The sequence below is a fragment of the Rhizobium sp. NLR10b genome (assembly GCF_019685435.1).
Taxonomy (GTDB): Bacteria; Pseudomonadota; Alphaproteobacteria; order Rhizobiales; family Rhizobiaceae; genus Rhizobium.
This window is the reverse complement of record NZ_JABDWV010000021.1, coordinates 1-18,409: the sequence shown is the minus strand read 5'-3', so window position 1 is coordinate 18,409 and position 18,409 is coordinate 1. Positions and strand designations below refer to the sequence as shown.

Annotated in this window: 17 protein-coding genes; 13 read left to right on the top strand and 4 right to left on the bottom strand. The window is 57.1% G+C overall.

The window, feature by feature from the left end:
- Window positions 1-2 precede the first annotated feature (2 nt).
- Window positions 3-872, bottom strand: a complete 870-nt coding sequence (locus tag HJB91_RS27335) for a DUF6030 family protein (protein ID WP_259669964.1) — start codon at window positions 870-872, stop codon at window positions 3-5.
- Between the two features lie 116 nt (window positions 873-988).
- Entirely contained in the window at window positions 989-1,177 is a 189-nt protein-coding gene (locus HJB91_RS27330) for a hypothetical protein (protein ID WP_210630262.1), read from the bottom strand.
- 224 nt (window positions 1,178-1,401) lie between these two features.
- Between HJB91_RS27330 and HJB91_RS27325 the strand changes: the two genes are divergently transcribed.
- From HJB91_RS27325 to HJB91_RS27295, 7 genes are all read left to right on the top strand, one after another.
- Window positions 1,402-2,034: a bifunctional 2-polyprenyl-6-hydroxyphenol methylase/3-demethylubiquinol 3-O-methyltransferase UbiG gene (locus tag HJB91_RS27325; RefSeq protein ID WP_184453866.1), complete on the top strand. Its 633-nt coding sequence runs from the start codon at window positions 1,402-1,404 to the stop codon at window positions 2,032-2,034.
- A gap of 164 nt (window positions 2,035-2,198) precedes the next feature.
- A complete protein-coding gene (locus tag HJB91_RS27320; protein ID WP_210630264.1) occupies window positions 2,199-2,624 on the top strand; it encodes a helix-turn-helix domain-containing protein in 426 nt (141 codons plus the stop codon).
- Between the two features lie 9 nt (window positions 2,625-2,633).
- Window positions 2,634-4,478, top strand: coding sequence for a peptide antibiotic resistance protein (locus HJB91_RS27315; RefSeq protein ID WP_221156456.1), 1,845 nt, complete (start codon window positions 2,634-2,636; stop codon window positions 4,476-4,478).
- Between the two features lie 20 nt (window positions 4,479-4,498).
- The gene (locus HJB91_RS27310; RefSeq protein ID WP_085779099.1) at window positions 4,499-4,711 is read left to right on the top strand and encodes a hypothetical protein; all 213 of its coding nucleotides are present in this window, start codon (window positions 4,499-4,501) and stop codon (window positions 4,709-4,711) included.
- Window positions 4,712-4,735: 24 nt separating this feature from the next.
- Window positions 4,736-5,941, top strand: a complete 1,206-nt coding sequence (locus HJB91_RS27305) for a YcaO-like family protein (RefSeq protein WP_221156454.1) — start codon at window positions 4,736-4,738, stop codon at window positions 5,939-5,941.
- Window positions 5,938-6,645, top strand: a complete 708-nt coding sequence (locus HJB91_RS27300) for a TfuA-like protein (protein WP_210630268.1) — start codon at window positions 5,938-5,940, stop codon at window positions 6,643-6,645. The genes HJB91_RS27305 and HJB91_RS27300 overlap by 4 nt, the downstream gene beginning before the upstream one ends.
- Window positions 6,646-6,747: 102 nt before the next feature.
- Window positions 6,748-6,996, top strand: a complete 249-nt coding sequence (locus HJB91_RS27295) for a hypothetical protein (protein WP_210630270.1) — start codon at window positions 6,748-6,750, stop codon at window positions 6,994-6,996.
- 482 nt (window positions 6,997-7,478) lie between these two features.
- Here HJB91_RS27295 and HJB91_RS27290 read toward each other — a convergent pair whose 3' ends face one another.
- Window positions 7,479-7,685 (bottom strand): hypothetical protein, encoded by a 207-nt coding sequence (locus HJB91_RS27290; RefSeq protein ID WP_004676311.1) that lies wholly within the window; start codon window positions 7,683-7,685, stop codon window positions 7,479-7,481.
- Window positions 7,686-9,156: 1,471 nt separating this feature from the next.
- On the opposite strand from HJB91_RS27290, the gene HJB91_RS27285 reads away from it, so the two are divergent.
- Both HJB91_RS27285 and HJB91_RS27280 read left to right on the top strand, forming a co-directional pair.
- On the top strand, window positions 9,157-9,294 hold the full coding sequence (locus tag HJB91_RS27285) for a hypothetical protein (RefSeq protein WP_221102647.1): 138 nt from the start codon (window positions 9,157-9,159) through the stop codon (window positions 9,292-9,294).
- Between the two features lie 80 nt (window positions 9,295-9,374).
- A complete protein-coding gene (locus HJB91_RS27280) occupies window positions 9,375-10,424 on the top strand; it encodes a glycosyltransferase family 2 protein (protein WP_221146913.1) in 1,050 nt (349 codons plus the stop codon).
- Here HJB91_RS27280 and HJB91_RS27275 read toward each other — a convergent pair.
- Window positions 10,413-13,403, bottom strand: a complete 2,991-nt coding sequence (locus HJB91_RS27275) for a trifunctional glycosyltransferase/class I SAM-dependent methyltransferase/polysaccharide deacetylase (protein ID WP_221156453.1) — start codon at window positions 13,401-13,403, stop codon at window positions 10,413-10,415. The genes HJB91_RS27280 and HJB91_RS27275 overlap by 12 nt on opposite strands.
- Window positions 13,404-13,519: 116 nt before the next feature.
- Here HJB91_RS27275 and HJB91_RS27270 point away from each other — a divergent pair, with 116 nt between their 5' ends.
- The 4 genes from HJB91_RS27270 (at window position 13,520) to HJB91_RS27255 (ending at window position 18,207) form a co-directional block, all read left to right on the top strand.
- A complete protein-coding gene (locus HJB91_RS27270) occupies window positions 13,520-14,368 on the top strand; it encodes an ABC transporter permease (protein ID WP_210630277.1) in 849 nt (282 codons plus the stop codon).
- 101 nt (window positions 14,369-14,469) lie between these two features.
- Window positions 14,470-15,663 carry an ABC transporter ATP-binding protein gene (locus HJB91_RS27265; protein ID WP_259665253.1) on the top strand — a complete coding sequence of 398 codons (1,194 nt, stop codon included), beginning with the start codon at window positions 14,470-14,472 and terminating at the stop codon, window positions 15,661-15,663.
- A complete protein-coding gene (locus HJB91_RS27260) occupies window positions 15,663-16,847 on the top strand; it encodes a glycosyltransferase family 2 protein (protein WP_210630280.1) in 1,185 nt (394 codons plus the stop codon). Before HJB91_RS27265 ends, HJB91_RS27260 begins: the two co-directional genes overlap by 1 nt.
- Complete coding sequence (locus HJB91_RS27255) at window positions 16,840-18,207, top strand: glycosyltransferase family 2 protein (protein WP_221156449.1); 1,368 nt, start codon at window positions 16,840-16,842, stop codon at window positions 18,205-18,207. Before HJB91_RS27260 ends, HJB91_RS27255 begins: the two co-directional genes overlap by 8 nt.
- The last annotated feature ends 202 nt before the right edge of the window (window positions 18,208-18,409 follow it).

The following is an 18,409-nucleotide window of genomic DNA, read 5'->3' as shown; positions in this document are numbered from 1 at the left end:
CTCTAATTGCGATTTTCTGCCGGCGGCTCTTGACGGGGAAGTTGCGGCTGCATGCGGTTGGCCGCAATTGTGGGCTCCGGCGCAGGAAGCCATGTTCTGCCGGAAAAGTAATTCCTCGCCCTTCTTTGGGGGCCCGACGTTGCATCCAGCGAGAGGGTAAAATTGTAGCGCTCCGGATTGAGCACTTCGTGGGTGAAGGCGATGTTGGCTCCGAAGCCGTCTTCCTTGACATCCTTCAGGTTTTTTATCGCATTCAGGGTCTCATGAAAATCGAGCCATTGCGGTTGACGCAGCATGGTTTCGAAAATGCGCAGGATAGCCGGATCGAGCTGGCCGTTCTGATCCGTTCCGGGATTGACGACCTTTACGCGCATACTGCTGATCGTGCCGGCGGCATCGCCACGAACAATGACGAAGATTGAATTCGCGAGCTGATCCTTTTCGCGCTTGGCACTGTGCTCGTAAAAGCACTCGAACGTGCCGGCGTTGAAGCTGGCCGCCGCCCATTCGCTGGTCTGAACGCCCGCTTGGCGCAGCGCCGCGCACATTGCAGGCCCGGATATGCGCCATGTGCGCAGAAAGGCCGACGCGGTCTGTGCCATGGGCGCTTCGGTGGCATGCAGGGGAAGCTTGTAGACTGCCGGCGGCGCCGGTCGGGGAAGGGTTTTGGGCGGTGACGGCTTAACCTCAGGGGGGGAAAGGTCGACGCCGAAATAATGCCCAACCGCCTTTAAATGTTTCATGTCGTTGGACAGAAGCACCGTTCCGATGACCAGCGAGAGGGAAAGCGTCAGTAACAACCAGAAGATCACGGGAATCCGCGGTTTTCCTGCCGGCTGTTTCGCATATGCGGGCGACGAATTATCGGGCAAGCTTGTCTTCTCCGGCACGCGAGAAGGGTTTCGTTGGTCTGTCTGGAGTATACATGACCCGGTTAAATATCTTTGGCTTCGTGTCTGCAACCGAGCGCGCTCTTTCATCCGCGCCCTCATGAAAAGCGCGACAGGTTCGCCGAAAGCGCTTCAACAGCATTCCAGCCGAGAATTCCACCACAGCGTTCGGCAATTCCGCGAGAGGTAGCCGCTGATCTTGCCGCTTCTGTGATCGCATAAACGGGCATTCTCGGAACTGGATTGAAATAAATTCGAGTTTTTTGAAAAGATTGTTGAATTGACATGCTTATTTCAACTAACGATCGGTAATATTTGGATACTTCCTATCTTTATCGGGTAAATTAGCTTAATTTCCGCAATTTTTTCGCGCAAAGCATTTAGAATTATCCAACGAATTCCAGGTTTTGCAGAAACATATATTTATATGCTGACGAATTTAGGTGAATTCGATCAAATTTTCGACGTATTAATTGATAGGGTTTGCGTGCAACAGCAGAAAGGAGAGACCATGTCCATCGAGCTAGACGCAACCACCTATATTCACGCCAAACCGACAACCGCACACTCCTACATATTGCCCAAAATCTTCGATGTACTGGGGGATCATTTCGACGGGTCTGCGGAAAATGACGTCTTCGATCTCGGATGCGGCACCGGCGGGGCCGCCGCGGCTCTTGCGAAAGCAGGATATGATGTCGTCGGCGTCGATCCCTCCAGCGACGGGATCGGAAAGGCCAATATCCGTCATCCCGGGCTGGCGCTGAGCGTTGGCTCGGCCTATGACGACCTGTCCCGGGATTATGGCAGTTTCAGTGCCGTTATCAGCCTGGAGGTCGTCGAGCATGTCTACGATCCGAAGAGCTTCACCTCGACGATGTTTGATCTCGTCAAGCCGGGCGGCATCGCGGTGATATCGACGCCCTATCACGGCTATCTGAAGAATCTTGCACTGGCTGCGACGGGAAAAATGGACGATCACTTCATGCCGTTGAAGGATCATGGGCATATCAAGTTCTGGTCGAAAAACACGTTGCGCACACTGTTGCTGGAGACCGGCTTCGATAACGTCCGTTTCGAATATGTTGGAAGAATTCCTGCCTTCGCCAAATCAATGATCGCCGTCGCCGACAAGCCGCTTTAGCCAGTCGGCGCGACATCGTGTCGTTCGCCGCAGTAGTTCAGGGTTGGTTTCTACTGCATGCTGTGCTGAAAAAAAACGTTACGAAATATTTACTTTTAGTTGCATTCTTGCTTAAACTCTCCATTATACAGCGCGCGTACTGATGAAGCGGGAGACTTAAGCAGATGAAGGCCAAATCGCCGAATTCCATCGATGTCTATGTTGGCAACCGCGTGAGAGTTCGGCGAAAGACGCTCGGGATGACCCAGCATGGTTTGGCCGAACTTCTTGGCATCACCTTCCAACAGATTCAGAAATACGAAAAAGGAACGAACCGCATCGGCGCCAGCCGCCTTCAGCGCATTTCCGAGATCCTTCGGGTGCCGGTCGGCTTCTTCTTCGAGAACGGTGGTTCCGGGCCGATCGAAGGCGAGACAAGCGAATTGAATAAGTTTTTATCCTCGAAGGAAGGGCTCGCGCTCAATAAAGCGTTCATCGCCATCGAGGATCCCAACATCAGGCAGAAGCTGGTCGCCTTGGCCAAAACTCTGGCGATGACGGGATTGCCTGACGTCGACAGCGACCTGCAGGATCCTTTTATACACAACTGAGGACGGGCCGTGCTTCATCTGCAGACATTCGGCGATCTGCGGCTGACTGAATCGGATGGCGAGCCGGTTCGCTATCCGATCAAAGGTCTGTTGATGATGGCCCATATCTATGCGGGTGGGAGCCATGAACTCAGCCGTTATGAACTGGCCCAGTTTCTATGGAGCGACGTCGAGCCCGAGTTGGCGCGGCTCAATTTGCGCAAAATGCTGTCCCGCATCCGCGAGATGGACGGCGGACGCACCGAAATAGCTTTCGATTTCAGTGCCACGATGGTGTGCCTCAACAAGCAGGCGGTTTCCAGCGATCTGGATGTCTTTCGGGCCAGCGGCCCGCCGCTGGATCGACTACAGGCGATCGCCGAATCGACCCAGCGCGGGTTCATCGGAAATATCAAGCCGGCGACAAAGCAGATAGAGGCTTGGATCAGGGCGCAGCGTGACGCCCATGCGCTGCAGTTGCGGCAAGCATTGCTGGAGGCGGTGCCCGATGTGCAAAAGCCGGGTGCGGCGCGCATCATTTCCAGCGCCGCCCTGCAAATCCTCGAGCGGGATCCAAATGACGAGCAGGTCAGGGCATTGCTGCATCGGCTATCCGGCGGCTCATCGTTCGGCGAGAGATTGCCGGATGGCGGCGGTCATGCAAGGGTGGAGGTGAAGCGTCCCGAGTCCGGCAGCCAGTCGACCGATATCGAACGCATATCGCCGATCCCGCGGATCCTTCCCCGTCTGGTGTTGCTTCCCCCGACGGCGAAGCACGCCGATGCCGGACTTGCCCTTGCCAACGCCCTGATCGAAGACGTCACAATCGAACTCTGTGCGCTTCGGCATATTTCCATTGTCGCTCCGCACACGGCCGGACAGATCCGCCGCGACTCCGAAAAAGCCGCGGTGGTCGCCAGGCACTCGATCGCCTATCTTCTCGATACCCGACTTTCCGAAGAGGGATTGTTCGCCCAGTTGATCTATTTCCCCACGGATGAGATCGTCTGGGCCAATCGCTTTAAGATGACCCCCGATATATTGCCGCGGCAAAGGCGGGTTATCGCCCAGCAATTGACCGAGTCGGTGGCGCGTGAGCTGGCTGAAAACGAGGAGGAACGGCTACGTTTCGAAGCCAATCCTGAGGCTTATCACGCCTATCTCGTCGGCTCGAGCCTGATGAGCAAGCTGACGCTGCCGCATATCCGGCGGGCAAGGAAGGCATTCAGGCTGTCGCTGTCGCATAGGTCGGATTTCTCCCCGTCATTTACGGGGCTGGCAAGAACGTTCACCAGCGAGTGGCTCGTGACGGCGCAGGGAAACGATGAACTGCTGCACCTGGCGGAGCAGCATGCGCTTCGCGCAATCGAGCGAGATCCGGAATCGGCGGCGGGCCATCGTGAGCTCGGGGTCACCAGACTTTATCTGGGTGATGTGGATGCCAGCGTCGCAGCCCTTAATCTGGCGGAAGAGCTCAGTCCGCATTTTGCCGATGTCATCTACAGTCATGCCGACACGCTCGTGCATGCATCCCGCCCCGGCGACGCGCTCGCCAAGATCAGAAAGGCAATTTCGCTCAATCCGATCGCACCTGACGCCTATCTCTGGTGTGCCGCGGGAGCAAGTTTCTTCCTGGAACAGTATGAGGAGGCCATCGCCTATGTCGAGGCGATGAAAGACAAAGCACCGGCCCATCGTATCGCCGCGGCCAGTTGCGCAATGATCGGCGATCGAAAACGGGCACTCTTCCATCGGCAGCGCGCCGAAAGCATCAACCCGGTGTTCGACGTCGAGAAGTGGCTCGCCATCGTTCCCTTCAAGGAGCACTGGCAAAAAGAGCTATATCGGGAGGGCCTGTTGAAGGCTGGTTTTTAACAATAGCTGAGGGGCATACCATGGCGAAAGCTGTCATTATAGGAATACCGGGCGAGGAAGGTCTTTGGCTAGCCGATCTCGACGCAGGCACCGTCAAGCCGCTCAATCCGACGGGGGAATTGGCGACTGCGAGCAGCCTGCGCAAAGCCGGCGGCATATTCGTGAAGGGCGTCGATTTAGCCGTCGCCGTTTCGTCGGCGCAGGTCGCGCTTTCCGGTCACGTCGACGGCTGAGCCGGCATTCTGACGGACCGGTCCATGTATTCCGACAGGATCCTATCGCCGCGGGAAACCCTTTCCCGCGTCGAGCCTTTTTTGGCTCGGTTCGGCATAACGAGGGTTGCGCGACATACCGGGCTTGATGACGTCGGAATTCCCGTCTGGTGCGCCTATACTCCGAATTCGCGATCAATCGTGATTGCTCAAGGAAAGGGCCTGACCGATCTCGATGCCAAGGTGTCCACTGTCATGGAGGCCATTGAACGGGCAGTTGCCGGCGAACCTTTCGTCGATCTTGTCCGCAGCACCTCGTTCGGTCTGCAGGCGATGGGGCACAAGATCGATACGCTGAACTGCCTGATCGCCATGCATAAACCCGATCTCGGGCCGGACGAGGAGACGGAATGGGTGGCCGGCATCAACATCCTCACCGGCGAAACGATTTATATCCCTTTTGAAGCAGTGCTGCTCGACCGCACGCGTGATGCGCGATACTGGATGTCATCTGACGGCCTGGCATCGGGAAACAATATCGAGGAGGCCGTTTTCCACGGGGTGCTCGAACGGATCGAGCGGGATGCGCATGTGCTGTGGCAGGTTGGCGCGGAAAGGGATCGTTATGCCGGCTGCGTCGACCCCCGCGGCTTCCGGGACGATGCACTGACCGGGTTGATCGACAAGATCGAAAAACCAGGATTGGCGCTCAGGCTCTTCGATATCACAAGCGACATCGCCATTCCCTGCTTCACCGCCATTCTGGGTCCCGGCGATTCCGCTCCAGGCCAGCGGGATTGCCGCGGCGGCAGCGACATTCGCCTTGTCGAGGTGACCGGTGGTACGGGAGCCCATCCGTCTCCCGTGCGCGCGGCCATCCGGGCGGTAACGGAAGCCGCGCAATCCAGACTTACTTATATCAGCGGAGCCAGGGACGATATTTCTCCCGCCACGTTCTCGAGATCCTTGCCGCCGCTGATGCGGCGAGCCTTCGACGCAGTTCCGGTCTCGCCGGCTGCCGGTCCTTTCCGCCACCGAACGCCGGAACAACGGGATCTGGCGCATTTGCTGCAGCATGTGTTGGAGACATTGCGAAACAAGGGGATCAGTTCGGTCATTGCCGTACGCCTGAGCGACAACACGCTTCCCTTTGGCGTCGTCAAGGTCGTTATCCCCGAACTCGAAAATCCGGAGGGGCCGCGTGCTCGCCAGTTTGGAACAAGGGCGCTCGCTAGAGCGATAGGTTTTTGAAGGTCATTTTCGCGGGTCCCAGTCTTCCCGACGCAGCCTCACTTGCCGGCGAGGGGATACGCGTCCTGCCGCCCGCCACGCAGGGCGATGTTCTGGCTGTGGTGGAACAGGGTGCCAATGTCATCGGCCTGATCGATGGCGGTTTCGAATACGCCGCGCCGGTCTGGCACAAGGAAATTCTCCGTGCTCTTTCGCTTGGCGTGACGGTCTTTGGGGCGGCAAGCATGGGCGCGCTGCGCGCTGCGGAATGTCATTCATTCGGGATGATCGGGATCGGCCGCATTTTCGAAGACTACCGGACGGGTCGGCTGGTCGATGATGCCGCCGTCGCGCTCGTGCATGCGCCGAGCGCACTGGGCGGCAAGCCGCTGACGATACCGCTCGTAAATGTCAGCGCCACGCTCGATGCCATGGAAAGGAATGAGTTGCTCCCAGATCCGCGGCGCCAAGTCATCGAGGACGCCGCGAGCGCAATATTCTTCAAGAGACGGACGTGGCGGGCAATCGTCGAGCAATGCGCTGGCGTAGCTGAGCCGGATCGCCCGCAGCTTCTGACTGCCCTCGTGTCGCATTCCGTTGATCAAAAGCGCGTCGATGCACTGGAATTGCTAAAGGTGGTGCAGTCGACCGCCGATATTCGCGTGCATGCCGATTTGTCCTGGAAACTGCGCGAAACCTCGTTCTCCACACGGCCTGTATTGTGAAGTGAAGCCGACGACCGTCACCGAGAGTTGTGTCACGCTTTTTTCACGGGCCCGACCACGTCAGCCCGCGTATCATCCCTTCCATTCGTTGGAGAAATGGGCATGGGCGTGACATCGACTGTTAAAATAGATGGAGATTTAGGGGCGAAAGACGGTCTGGACGAACTGGTCGCACTGGCACGGATGATCGCCTATGCACGCCAGGTTGCTCAGGATGTCAAACTGCAATTCGCGGCGAATTGCCTCGACCTTGCTCTTGAGGCGGTGAAGCAGGAAGTCGGGGAGGGGCTGACCAGAGAGTTGGCCGAATTGAGCTCTCCGGTTCCCCTCGTGAGCATAAAAAGTCATTAGAGCCCCGTGCGTCCTATCGGACGCACAAAGGACGCTTTAACACCCTGATCCAGGCATCGCGCTTTCCGAAAATCGATTGCGGTTCCCGGCGATGTGCCGGTCGGTGCCTTGCTGCTTCAGAACTTTGGATAACCGTGAAAAATAGCGTGGGCTCCGAGGTCATGGGCGCCCGTGTACCGGTGATGGTCGCGAACAGCAGGGTCTCGATCGTTTCAAGAGACGGGTGCTGCCGGCTGAAATGCCAGCTGCTCTGCAGGCCCAGTGTATCGGCAATCCATCTGAATTATTAGCTTCGGAGAGGCCCGGCGCCTCGTGGGCTGTCGGATGATTGCCGCTTGGTCAGAATTTGTTCGATGCCCGGCAGAAAGATAGGCTCAAATGAATGGTAAGCGGTTTCGTTGACGTTGTCTCCGGGCAAGGAGACGGCGGCGATGCTCGTTTCAGGGGCGTCTGGCGCCGGCCGGCCTGGCCGATCCCTGATTTCAATGGGTCAAATTGCGCTTCTGTGCCAGCAGTAAAATGTAATCGTCGGCAATGTCGGCGATAGCCATTGCGACTTCCGCCGGATCGCACCCCTCGACCTTCGTGTTTGCAATGAACTGATAAACCGCCTTCTCAATCTGTTTCCGGCAGATCATCACGCGTTCATCATAACCAAATTCCGGAATCTGCGATGCCATATCACTCATCAGATCGGCTCCTCACTACTTGCAGTGACCATGACACAAATTACAAGTTGAGCAAGTAAATGCTTTATGAACGGTTAATTCGATGACGAGGTGCGACCATTTCGACACAGGTTTGGTCGTGAGCGGACATTCGGGGCTTGTTGCCTGCGGCGAGGCGTTGGGTGCTCCGGAGCCATCGTTCCATGCGGGGGCGCTTGAACAAGGGTGGACGTCTCTTAGGCTGCGGCTTGTCGTACCGAGGGTCTCGGCTCATCACGCGAATTGTCATGACCAGTCGAAAGCTGCTTCATGCCATCTGGTCGGTGGCGTGATGAACGGCGATAATTCCTTGATTCACCGCTGTTTCAAAGCGTCATTCGCCTCAAGATCATCATTCTTTGATATCGAATTGCGCCGCCACGTCTTCGGTGCCGGTCGATCCGAAGACTGCCGGGTCGCCGGTCGTTGTGCCCCTTCAAAAGTATTATTTGGTTGCTGCGCAGCCGACACGGCGATGGGCAAAATAACCGGAGCGGTTTTGTGTTTTCTAACAAGAATTCATATCGGTTATCTACCGGTCAGAAATTAATAAGCCCCAAGGAGAGCATAATACAAATCAAATTATATCAAACCATGAAAACATTCATTTCAGACAAAAGTTGCATTTATATTTCTACCGAAAGATGAATGAGATTTTGCTAATGATATGTATAAGATGCGGTGACCAAATATAACCCACAGCAGGATGATCTCTGATCGACAATAATATCACCTGCGTAACTGCCCCGTCATTGCACCGGAGCTTCGGTCCTTGCTTGTGTTGTCGCTGATTTCGTCTTGTCCGACCCCGGAACCATCGCCGTTGGCTCAAACGGAGTCGGCCGGCGATCAGTCCGGCATCTCCAGCCGAAGGCGATCGGCTCGCACCTACCAGGGGTATGCCCGTCGCCAATCGCCTTTGCCCTGACGAAAACCTGGCCCGGCGGAATGCTTCAAGCTAACCCTGAAAGACTCTGGTCAGCAAAGCTGAGGACCCGCCGGGGTGGTGACGGGTCCTCGGGCAAGATTGCCTGCGCAGTACGAAGCTATGATTGCCATTAAATTCGATATTGTCACGGATTATTATTGTGGATTATGCTTTTCCCACAATTTATCGCCTTTTCAGTGTGCCTAATATTTGTGGTTTTCTCAATTGTACTTAAAAGGAGGGGTCTTGCCGATAGAGTGGAAGCGCCGGCGTTCCGAAGCATTTCGTTTTCTCTCGATTGGCGGAGATGCTCCATCTTCGAGGCGTCGCAACGGACTTTCCGCCGCACCGGCCGATCTTCGATAGGTGCCGGAACAAGGCCTTCGTCCTGAAGCGTCACCATCCGCCGACCAGCGGGATAGGGGGGTCCAATTCCTCTGAGCGGCCGCACTTTGGCCAAAGCCCTGCGCGTCATCGATCTCGACGGGTGTGGGTTCCTTGTCGGGCTAAAGTTCGTTGTTGGGCATGAATGTCGGCATCGGCGAGTTTGAGCTCGGCATCCTGCGAACGCGCATGATTGGCGCGGCCCGCGCCAAAGCGCAGCGGGACCGGCAATCTATCGAATACCAACAGCTGCTGGCTAGAAATACCTTTGTCGAGTAACCACTATTCCATCTATTGACACTCAAGCCTGCATCTTGGTGTATCTTAATTGCGATCGTGGAGACTTCGGAGTTGAGAGCTTGAAGAAATCGGCAAGAAGTGATGTAACTGTTGCTGTTGTAATCCCGGCCTATAACGCGGAACGAACTCTGGCTGAAACAATCAGCAGCGTTCGTAATCAAACACATCAAGCGCTCGATATCGTCGTGGTGGACGACGGTTCTAAGGACCATACCCTGGCTATTGCGCAAGCAATCGCTGACATAGATCCGCGCGTGCGAGTATTAGAGCAAAGAAATTCCGGCGTCGCGGCTGCTCGAAATGCGGGTTGGCGCTCTACGTCTGCCGACCTAGTGGCATTCCTTGATGCGGATGACCTTTGGTCACCTGATAAAATTGAGCGACAATTGGCGGCATTGGAGAGAGGCGGTCCTAAAGTCGGGCTGGTCTACACTTGGTATGCGATGATTGACCACAAGAATTACATCATTTACCGCAGCAATGAAGTTTCCATCGAGGGAGATGTGCTCGACGAGGTACTTGCGGATAACTTCATTGGAAATGCAAGCTCGCCACTCGTACGGCGGAATATTCTTGACGCGACGGGAGGATTTGACGCCTCACTCCAACAGCGTGACGCGCAGGGATGTGAAGATCTCCTCTTCTACTGCTTGGCCGCTGAATTCTCATCTTTTGTGGTGGTGCCGGATCATCTTGTCGGCTATCGCCAGACCCCCGACAACATGTCATCCAACCTGACGCGAATGCTAAGGTCCTGGATTCTGGTCGCGGAGGAAATGCTCAAGAGACACCCGGAAAAGGATTTTGTAATCCGTGTCGGCCTACGCCGCTGTGGCCGGTGGCTCGTCCAGAAGGCGGTTGAACAGGGCCGATACCGCGCGCTCATCGAACTTGTGGCAACAATGTCGCGACATGACAAGCCAATTGCCGCCAAGATGCTTGCGGTCGACACGGGATCAAAGGCAATGAGGAGCCTCAAAAGAAAGGCCCGATCATGGCTGAAACGGGAATCTTGTTTCTCTCCAAACGCCAATCATCGCTTTGCTCTAGGAACAAAGTACGATGCGGGTTGGACGGTGGAACCCTCCGTTCTTGTCTCAGCCAAATAGCAGATTTGCGAACTCTGACTGGGTGATCCCGCGAAAAACCTCCTGTCTTTTCAATGCGAGCTTATCTGCATCCGCCCGCACCGTGCCACCGACGCAGCTTAGCCCGATCCGGTAGCCACACTGTTCGGCTATGTCCCGGATAGCGGGGTCGAAGTCGCCGTACGGATATGCGACCGCCAGCACTTCGCGACCTAGGCATTTCTCAAGCATAGCTTTGGAGCCAGCAAGCTCTCGCAACAGGCTCTCCGGTGCCAGGGCAGATAAACGCACGTGCCGGGCACCGTGGGCGCCCAGCGTCACGTCGCTGTTCGCGACCGCCGCAAGTTCCTCCCAAGTTAGCAGTGGAGCAGGCGGTCCATAGGCCGAATCCCATATTGCAGAGCCGCCGACCCTCTCGGTTGGGACAAAGAGAGAGGATGGGAAGCCGTATCGATGCAGCAGCGGAAGGGCATGCGTCATAAAATCGCGTGTAGCGTCGTCGAAAGTCAGAACTAATGTCTTTTCGGGCGGTTTGGCACCTTCGTCGAAACAGGCAAGCAGCCGATCCAATGTTATTCCGCGCCATCCGGCGTCGCGCAGGAAGGCCAGTTGAGATTCAAAAGCCGCCGGAGACTGGCGGTATCGAGAAAGCTGTTCCGGGCCGTCGTCGGAAACCTGATGATACATCAAGATCGGGACATCGTTCCAGTCGGCGGCCGCTTCCACAACCTGCCCGCCTCTCCAGCGCACTTGGCTGGCGACCTGAAGAGGCAAAGGCTGCGCCGTGTTTACTTCCACGCGTGTCGGCTCAAGGAAGCCCCCGTGCTCTACCTTCTCGAACCTTTGGATTCTATAAAGCGGACTCTTGGCTTCAACCGAGAGAGTTAAGTCCGGATGCTGGTCAAACATCTCACCTATGCCAATCGCGCCGAATTCATGCGGCCACCCAAATCCTGTCTCATTCGGCCTATCAACCAGGAGGTTGGCGTGGGCGGTAACGAACCAACCACCAGTGCGAAGACTGCCCGCAATCTTATCGACTATCTGCCGGAGCTTTTCTCTGTTCTCGAAATAGTACAGAACTTCACTGCAGACGATGAGATCGTAAGGCCCTTCCAGGTCGTCGCGCAAAAGATCCAACTGGCGATAGGCTACCGTGGAATCATGGTCCTGAAGCGAGGCCGCTCGAGCGACCGCCGACGCCGAAATGTCGGTTGCCAGCAGGTTGTCGACGCGGGCGGCCAACATCCGTGTAAAGGTTCCTTCCGCGCAGGCCAGCTCAAGGCCGTTTGAAAAGCGCCGATCGTCCAACAATGACAGTGTTTGGAAATATTTCACAGTCTCATAGTTGTTTCGGTAGTCCCAAGGATCGACCTGGGAAAAAAGCTCCTCCCAGTACGCTTCCGTATCGTACCTTGGCACCTCATCGCCCACCGGTCCGGTTTTTTTCGACGGCGTCTCCTTTAACATCCGGGTCGAGGCTGCAACCGCCCGCTGACGTTCCTCTTCGACGATTCGATCGAATTCAACGCGCCCAGCATGCGCGATGCCCGATATCGACTCGACGCGTGTCGGTGTCGGCTCCTCTCTGCTCCACCGACGCGCGACTCTCTTAGCTTTGGCCCAATATGATATTTTCGCCATGAGCTTCAGCACCCGTCGAGCTACTCCGCGGTGGCTTGGCGCTGCCCTGTTGGCGGAGGAGGCGCGCCGGTCATCCTGATCGAACTCCGGGCCGAACACCATCCTGAGTCGATTTCGTATCGTATCGGCTTCGATTGCTCCAAAGACAACAAACTCCACTTGCCCTAGCGGGGTCGGACCTCGCCAGATGCAACAGCGCAACCGCTCAATGCCGGGCAAGATGAGGTCGACGATAGGGCGATCCAAGTCAATTGGCTGTATCCTTGTTGTTCCGATCGTGGTGAGCACGTTGGTGGGTAGTTGGTCAGCGACCTTTCGCTCCATTGAACGAACCAACAGGGAACCAAAAGCTTCTTGGGGACCATGCCGATTAAACCAAGCCTCCAGTTCGGGAAGCTTGTCCTGGATCTTCGCCCAAAGTCCGGGCCAAATCGGCTCGTCCGCGAAGGCGCCGACCACAATGCCGTCTATCATTACCGCAATGAGCGCGTAGACATCGGCGTCAGGTGGAATAGGCTCTGCCACTCGGTCGAGCAGTTCGCCAGGATTGTCGCCTTGGCCTATTGAGGCGCCGACGAGCCAGATTGCGAGATACCAGCACGCTGTTCCCAACGCGGCCTGCGTTATTCCCTGGGCGAGCGCCGGCACCGGATCGGTGACGCGGGGATCGGAATGGTGGCCGCGCCGGATCACCTTAAGACCAAAATCGAGATGTTTGACCCTGTTTGACGACAGCGAGCCGGCCGTTACGCTAACATCAGCCATCAGGCCTTCGACAGGCGCAAACTCGGCGCCAGCCCGGGCGAGGCGCTGCCACAGGTCCCAGTCCTCGCACATTTTCATCTCTGGATCGAAGCCGCCGATTTCTGCAAGCCGGGACCGGCGAAGCAAGGCGGCGTGAATCGCGAAGGGGCAATAGCGCGCTGTTTCGGCAAACGGATTGTCCATTTTCACCGCGGGGTGAGGCTGCCACCAGGGAGCCCCATGTCTCAGGCGGCGCCAACCACAATGCAGAATGTCGGCCTGCGGCAAAGTTCGTGTGTGATGCAGCATGATCTCGAGATGGGACGGTGCCAACGCGTCGTCTGAGTCGAGAAAGACGACCCACTCGCCTTTCGCCTCTGCCAGCCCCGCATTGCGAGCAGCTGACACGCCGCTCTGCTCCTGCCGCAGCACTCGGAAGCGCGTATCCCGAGCTGCGAAACGATCCGCGATCTCGGCGGTCTGATCGGTTGAGCCATCATCAATGATGATGCATTCCCAGTCAGAATGACTTTGCGCTATCAGGCTCTCCAACGTCGAGGAAAGTGTTGTTTCCGCTCCATGCGCCGGTGTAATGATGGAAACTATGGGCATAATTGTTGCTTCCTGCGATAAAGATCACGCTGGAGTTACCGTGTCAGTTCGCGAGTATGATGATCTTTACTACTTTGAGGCAAGGTGTATTTAACCGATGGCAAAAGTGAGCCGAAATGCCTGAGCATCTCAAGGATCATGCGCTGGATCGCGCGAAGCGAGGGGACCAATACTGGCGTCGTGATCGGTGGAAGGCGTTGATTCACATCTGTCTGCAATGGAACGATCTGCTGTTAGCACTTCTGGCACGCGATCTGAAGATGAGATATCAACGGTCTGCAATTGGCCTCGGCTGGTCCTTGATGCGGCCATTGAGCCAGCTGCTGATTTTTTCCCTGATCTTTCGTCACGTCCTTCCCCTAAATATTCCCCATTACACCACCTTCGTCTTTTCCGGTGTGTTGGCCTGGGGTTGGTTCAGCACTGCTGTACCCGCAGCGGCGACTTCCATAACCGGCAGCAGCGAATTGGTGCGCCGGCCAGGCTTTCCGATCGGGATACTCCCTGTTGTCGCAGTCATCACACAGGCAGTGCACCTTCTGCTCGCTCTGCCACTCCTCTTCATCATCTCGTTTATCGAGACCGGGGGCCTTACTTTAAGCATCGCGGCACTTCCACTCGTTTTCATTGCGCAGGCGCTGTTCACGATGGGTCTGTCCTATCTTGTTGCGATCGCGCATGTCCATTTCCGCGATACTCAACATTTGGTAGGTGTATTTTTGATGCTGGGTTTCTACCTGACGCCCGTGTTCTACAGCCCGCTTAAGGCGAGTGAGCCAATGGCGCTAATTCACACCTTGAACCCGATGGCCTGGATTCTCGAGGGCTACCGCGCCATTTTCGTCGAACACGCGTGGCCTCCCGTTGCGATCTATTGGAAGACTGCGCTGATTTCTTTGCCGATGCTCTTCGCCGGCATTTGGCTGGTCGAGCGTGGCAGCGCGCGCCTGGTGGACGAACTATGAGACAAGGCGCCATCACCGTCCACGACGTCGGCAAACGCTATGGTGCGCAAGGGGGGGGGCGCTCCACCACCTTGAAGGGTTACCTTCTGTCCAGGCGGTCCATGGTGCAGTCGAAAAGCTTTTGGGGCCTGCGCCATATCAGCTTTGCGGTTACGCCAGGGCAAGCTGTGGGCGTTGTCGGGCTGAACGGGGCCGGGAAGTCCACTTTGCTGCGTCTGATCGGCGGCGTTGGTCGTCCCGACGAAGGGCGGATCAAGGTGGTGGGTCGAATTGGCGCCTTGCTCGATATTGGGGCGGGGCTGACCGACGACTTGACGGGGCGCGAGAACATCTACTTGCTGGGCGTTATCGCGGGAATGCGGCGAACCGAGGTTGCCGAGCGGTTTGACGAGATTGTGGCCTTCGCCGAGTTGGAGGCGGCGGTTGAGAACCCGGTTCGCAGTTACAGCACCGGAATGCGCATGCGCCTAGCATTCGCCGTGGCAGTCCATGTGCGCCCGGACGTCTTGCTTATCGATGAGGCCCTCGCCGTGGGCGACCAAGCCTTCCAGCAGAAGTGCATTGCAAGGGTGAAGGAGATACTGAATGGCGGCGCCACTATTTTCTTCGTGTCACACGACGTCTCGCAGATAAGAGAAATCTGCGATCACGTGCTGTTCCTGAGAGCCGGCCGCGTCGTGGGCTACGGGCCAATCGACGAAATGCTGCCGCTTTATACCTCGGCTGTCGAGGCGAAGGTCGCCAGCGTCCAGCACGAACAGTTCGCCGTTACAAAATTGCCCGTCGAATTGGTGCCGCAGGTCAGCCGGTTCGGCAATGGTGAACTCCAGATCACAGCCGTGGCGTTGCTGAATGAGCAAAGCACGCCGACAAGCACCATCGCTGCGGGCGACCGGCTGTCAATTTCATTGACCTATGTTGGTGCCACCAGAGATCGCAATGCCATTATCGTCATCGGCGTCTACGCTGCGGACGATACGTGCTGCTTCGAGATCGACAGCAAGTTGGCCGAATTCGCTCCTGTCGTAGACTCGGACACGGTGCGCATCGAAACAACACTCAATCGAATCGACCTGGCTCCGGGCGACTATCGCGTTACGGTAGGCCTTTTTTCGGCAGATTGGCAGCAGGTTTACGATTATCATGCCGAAGTCTATCCGCTCGCCGTGACCGGACCCGGCCCAAGAAAGGGTATGCTGAATCCTCCGACACTGTGGCAGCAGGTGCAGTCGCGCCCCGCCGCCTCGCCGGACCACGGCTCATTGGGTCAGCCCAGATTGGATCCGAACTCCTGATGCGCCTTGCGGTTCGAGACATCGACATTCTTGACCTTCCGCCGGATTTTGAACCGACGGGTGACTATCAGGGTGCACTTGTGCTGATCCGGGTCGCCGGTCGTCCGTGCGGCCAAGCCGTGATCGCCTTCGACACCGAAGGCGGCAAGACGCCAATTAAGGAACGAATTCTGTCTGCGGCCGGTTCGTCGGTGTTCGAGGCCTGGTTGAGGCATCGGCTGGCCCTCCCTGACCCGTCACCGAGGCCAAGTCAGCTGCCGAAGGCTTCCGTCGTGATCTGCACGCGCGATCGTACCGAAGATCTGGAGCGCTGCCTCATCGGGCTATTGGCTATGCCCGATAAGGCCGATATCCTCGTCGTCGACAATGCCCCATCGAACGACGCCACGCGAGATTTAGTCAGCCGCTTCAACACTGTGAGATATCTGCGCGAACCGCGCCCTGGTCTCGACGTCGCGCGCAATACTGCCCTTCGCAACGCACGAGCAGACGTCGTTGCGTTCATCGACGACGATGCGGTCCCCGACCCGCTATGGCTTAGAACCTTGCTTCGCAATTTCGAGGACCCCCTGGTGCTGGCCGTAACCGGCCTCACCATGGCGGCAGAGCTGGAAACGGACTCGCAGATCGCCTTTCAACATTTTGGCGGTTTTTGCCGTGGCTTCAGGCGCCAGGTCTATGACGCCCACAACCTTGACCCGTTCACCGGATGGCATGCGGGTGCCGGCGTCAATATGGCATTGCGCCGAACCATCGTTGACGCGGTAGGATGGTTCGACGAGGCCCTCGACGCCGGAACGCTCAGCCTGGCGGGTGGCGACACGGACATGTTCCGGCGTGTGCTCGAAGCCGGTTATCGGATCATCTACGATCCCGAGGCTCTGAACTGGCACCGCCATCGTCGCTCAAGCAAGGAACTGCAGCAGCAGATGTATGGCTACGAGGCTGCATCGTTCGCCATCTTGACGAAAGCCCTCGTGTTCGAGGGAAACCCGCGTGCGCTCCCTCGCATGGTTCGTTCCTACATCAGGCTTCTTCGGCGAGTTTTTCAACGTCGACAGACACACCAATTCAGCCTGCCTTACAACGACGCCTTAACCCAGTTCAGAGGGGCTGCGAGCGGCCCGGTCCGTTATCTGCGCGCGCGGGCGCGAGCAGCGAAGGCAGGGCATAAGGATGGTTGACATCAGCGTTATCATACCAACGCATAACCGTGCCGCCATGCTGAGGTCGCTTCTGGGCAAGCTCGACGCTCAGCGAGATGGGACCCCCGCATTCGAAATCCTGGTTGTGGCGGACGGCTGTGAGGACGACACGTCGACAATGCTCGCGTCGCTTCGTACCCGCGTTCCCCTTCGTACCCTGTCGTTGCCGGGCGTCGGTCCGGCACTCGCCCGTAATGCGGGGTCGCAGGTCGCGAGCGGCCGTTTATTAATCTTCCTTGACGACGACATTGAGCCCGGGGAAAACTTTGTTGGGGCGCATGTCGGTGAACATCAGCGCCACCCCGGGGGCGTAGTGATAGGCCCCTATCCGCCACTTCCGCACATTGCGACGGACCGCTTCCGCCTCAGCGCCCGCGAATGGTGGACGAGGCACTTCGAGCGCGTGTCCCTCCCTGGACATCGGTTCGCTTTTACCGATGTGCTGACAGGAAACCTGTCGCTGGATGCGGAACTATTTCACGCTATGGGCGGGCTCGATCCTCAATTCGCCCGTGCACGAGAAGACTTCGAATTTGGTCTCCGTCTGATCAAAAAGGGAGTTCCAATTCGTTTTGCTCCTGACGCACTCGGCTATCATCTCGAACATCAGACGATGACACTCACCGGAAAGATGGTGCGCAGGCATCAGGAGGGACGCTCCGATGCCTTGATGGCTCGCAAGCACCCCGACATACAGCGGCTGCTCGAGATCCATCGGTTTGCCGGAAGAAAGGGGTGGAAGAAACGTTTGCGAAGGATCATCGCCACCCGAGCCGGTTTTGTCCTTGACCCCCTCGTCAAGGCTGGTCCACGCGTCCTCCAAATGTTGGAAAAGGCTGGCCTTCGCAGGCTCTATGAGAAGGTAGAGCGGCAGCTCAATGGATATCATTATCTTCGCGGCGCCGCCGAAGTGTTGGGTGAGGATTGGCGGCTTCCGCCGGATCCGACTGCTTCGGCCAACGAAATCGAGGTGCTCGAGATCAATCTCGACCAAGGCCTTGAGGCAGCCGAAGCCATGCTGGCGGAACGTCGACCCCTCGCTGCTCGTATCGTGAATGGGACTGTACTCGTCGGCGACATGTGTCACCAGATCGGTGCCGAACCGTGGGACGCACGGCACCTCCGTCCGTGGCTGAACCGTCAGGCAATACGCGGATATCTTCCTGTGGCGCTTGCCGAATGGCAGGCTCTGCCGAACAACGTCCCTACGCGTTTGTCGGACTTCACATTGAACTTCCTCAATAACGCCAGTTTCCGCGCGCATGCATTCGAACAGCACCTCCAGTGGATGCAGGCGAAATTGCGTTCAGCACTCGATGAAAATACGAGTAAATCGTAGCGGCCGGACTGCTGCAGCCGAGGCTAGAGTATCCGTTTTGATCAAGCGGCTTTTGGTGTCCATTTTTGGTTTTTCCGCAGGAGTGCGTTTGCCAGCAGGATGATCTTTCGCATGATGGCTGTGATGGCGACCTTCGGCGGCTTGCCGGCTTTGATGAGGAGGTCGTATTTGGCGCTGAGTTCCGGGTTGAAGCGGCATGCAA

Coding starts and splice junctions, on each gene's coding strand:
- HJB91_RS27275 (WP_221156453.1), bottom strand. CDS start 13,403: ATGCCCATAGTTTCCATCATTACACCGGCGCATGGAGCGGAAACAACA.
- HJB91_RS27270 (WP_210630277.1), top strand. CDS start 13,520: ATGCCTGAGCATCTCAAGGATCATGCGCTGGATCGCGCGAAGCGAGGG.
- HJB91_RS27295 (WP_210630270.1), top strand. CDS start 6,748: ATGGGCGTGACATCGACTGTTAAAATAGATGGAGATTTAGGGGCGAAA.
- HJB91_RS27320 (WP_210630264.1), top strand. CDS start 2,199: ATGAAGGCCAAATCGCCGAATTCCATCGATGTCTATGTTGGCAACCGC.
- HJB91_RS27285 (WP_221102647.1), top strand. CDS start 9,157: ATGAATGTCGGCATCGGCGAGTTTGAGCTCGGCATCCTGCGAACGCGC.
- HJB91_RS27310 (WP_085779099.1), top strand. CDS start 4,499: ATGGCGAAAGCTGTCATTATAGGAATACCGGGCGAGGAAGGTCTTTGG.
- HJB91_RS27325 (WP_184453866.1), top strand. CDS start 1,402: ATGTCCATCGAGCTAGACGCAACCACCTATATTCACGCCAAACCGACA.
- HJB91_RS27290 (WP_004676311.1), bottom strand. CDS start 7,685: ATGAGTGATATGGCATCGCAGATTCCGGAATTTGGTTATGATGAACGC.
- HJB91_RS27305 (WP_221156454.1), top strand. CDS start 4,736: ATGTATTCCGACAGGATCCTATCGCCGCGGGAAACCCTTTCCCGCGTC.
- HJB91_RS27265 (WP_259665253.1), top strand. CDS start 14,470: ATGGTGCAGTCGAAAAGCTTTTGGGGCCTGCGCCATATCAGCTTTGCG.
- HJB91_RS27255 (WP_221156449.1), top strand. CDS start 16,840: ATGGTTGACATCAGCGTTATCATACCAACGCATAACCGTGCCGCCATG.
- HJB91_RS27330 (WP_210630262.1), bottom strand. CDS start 1,177: ATGTCAATTCAACAATCTTTTCAAAAAACTCGAATTTATTTCAATCCA.
- HJB91_RS27260 (WP_210630280.1), top strand. CDS start 15,663: ATGCGCCTTGCGGTTCGAGACATCGACATTCTTGACCTTCCGCCGGAT.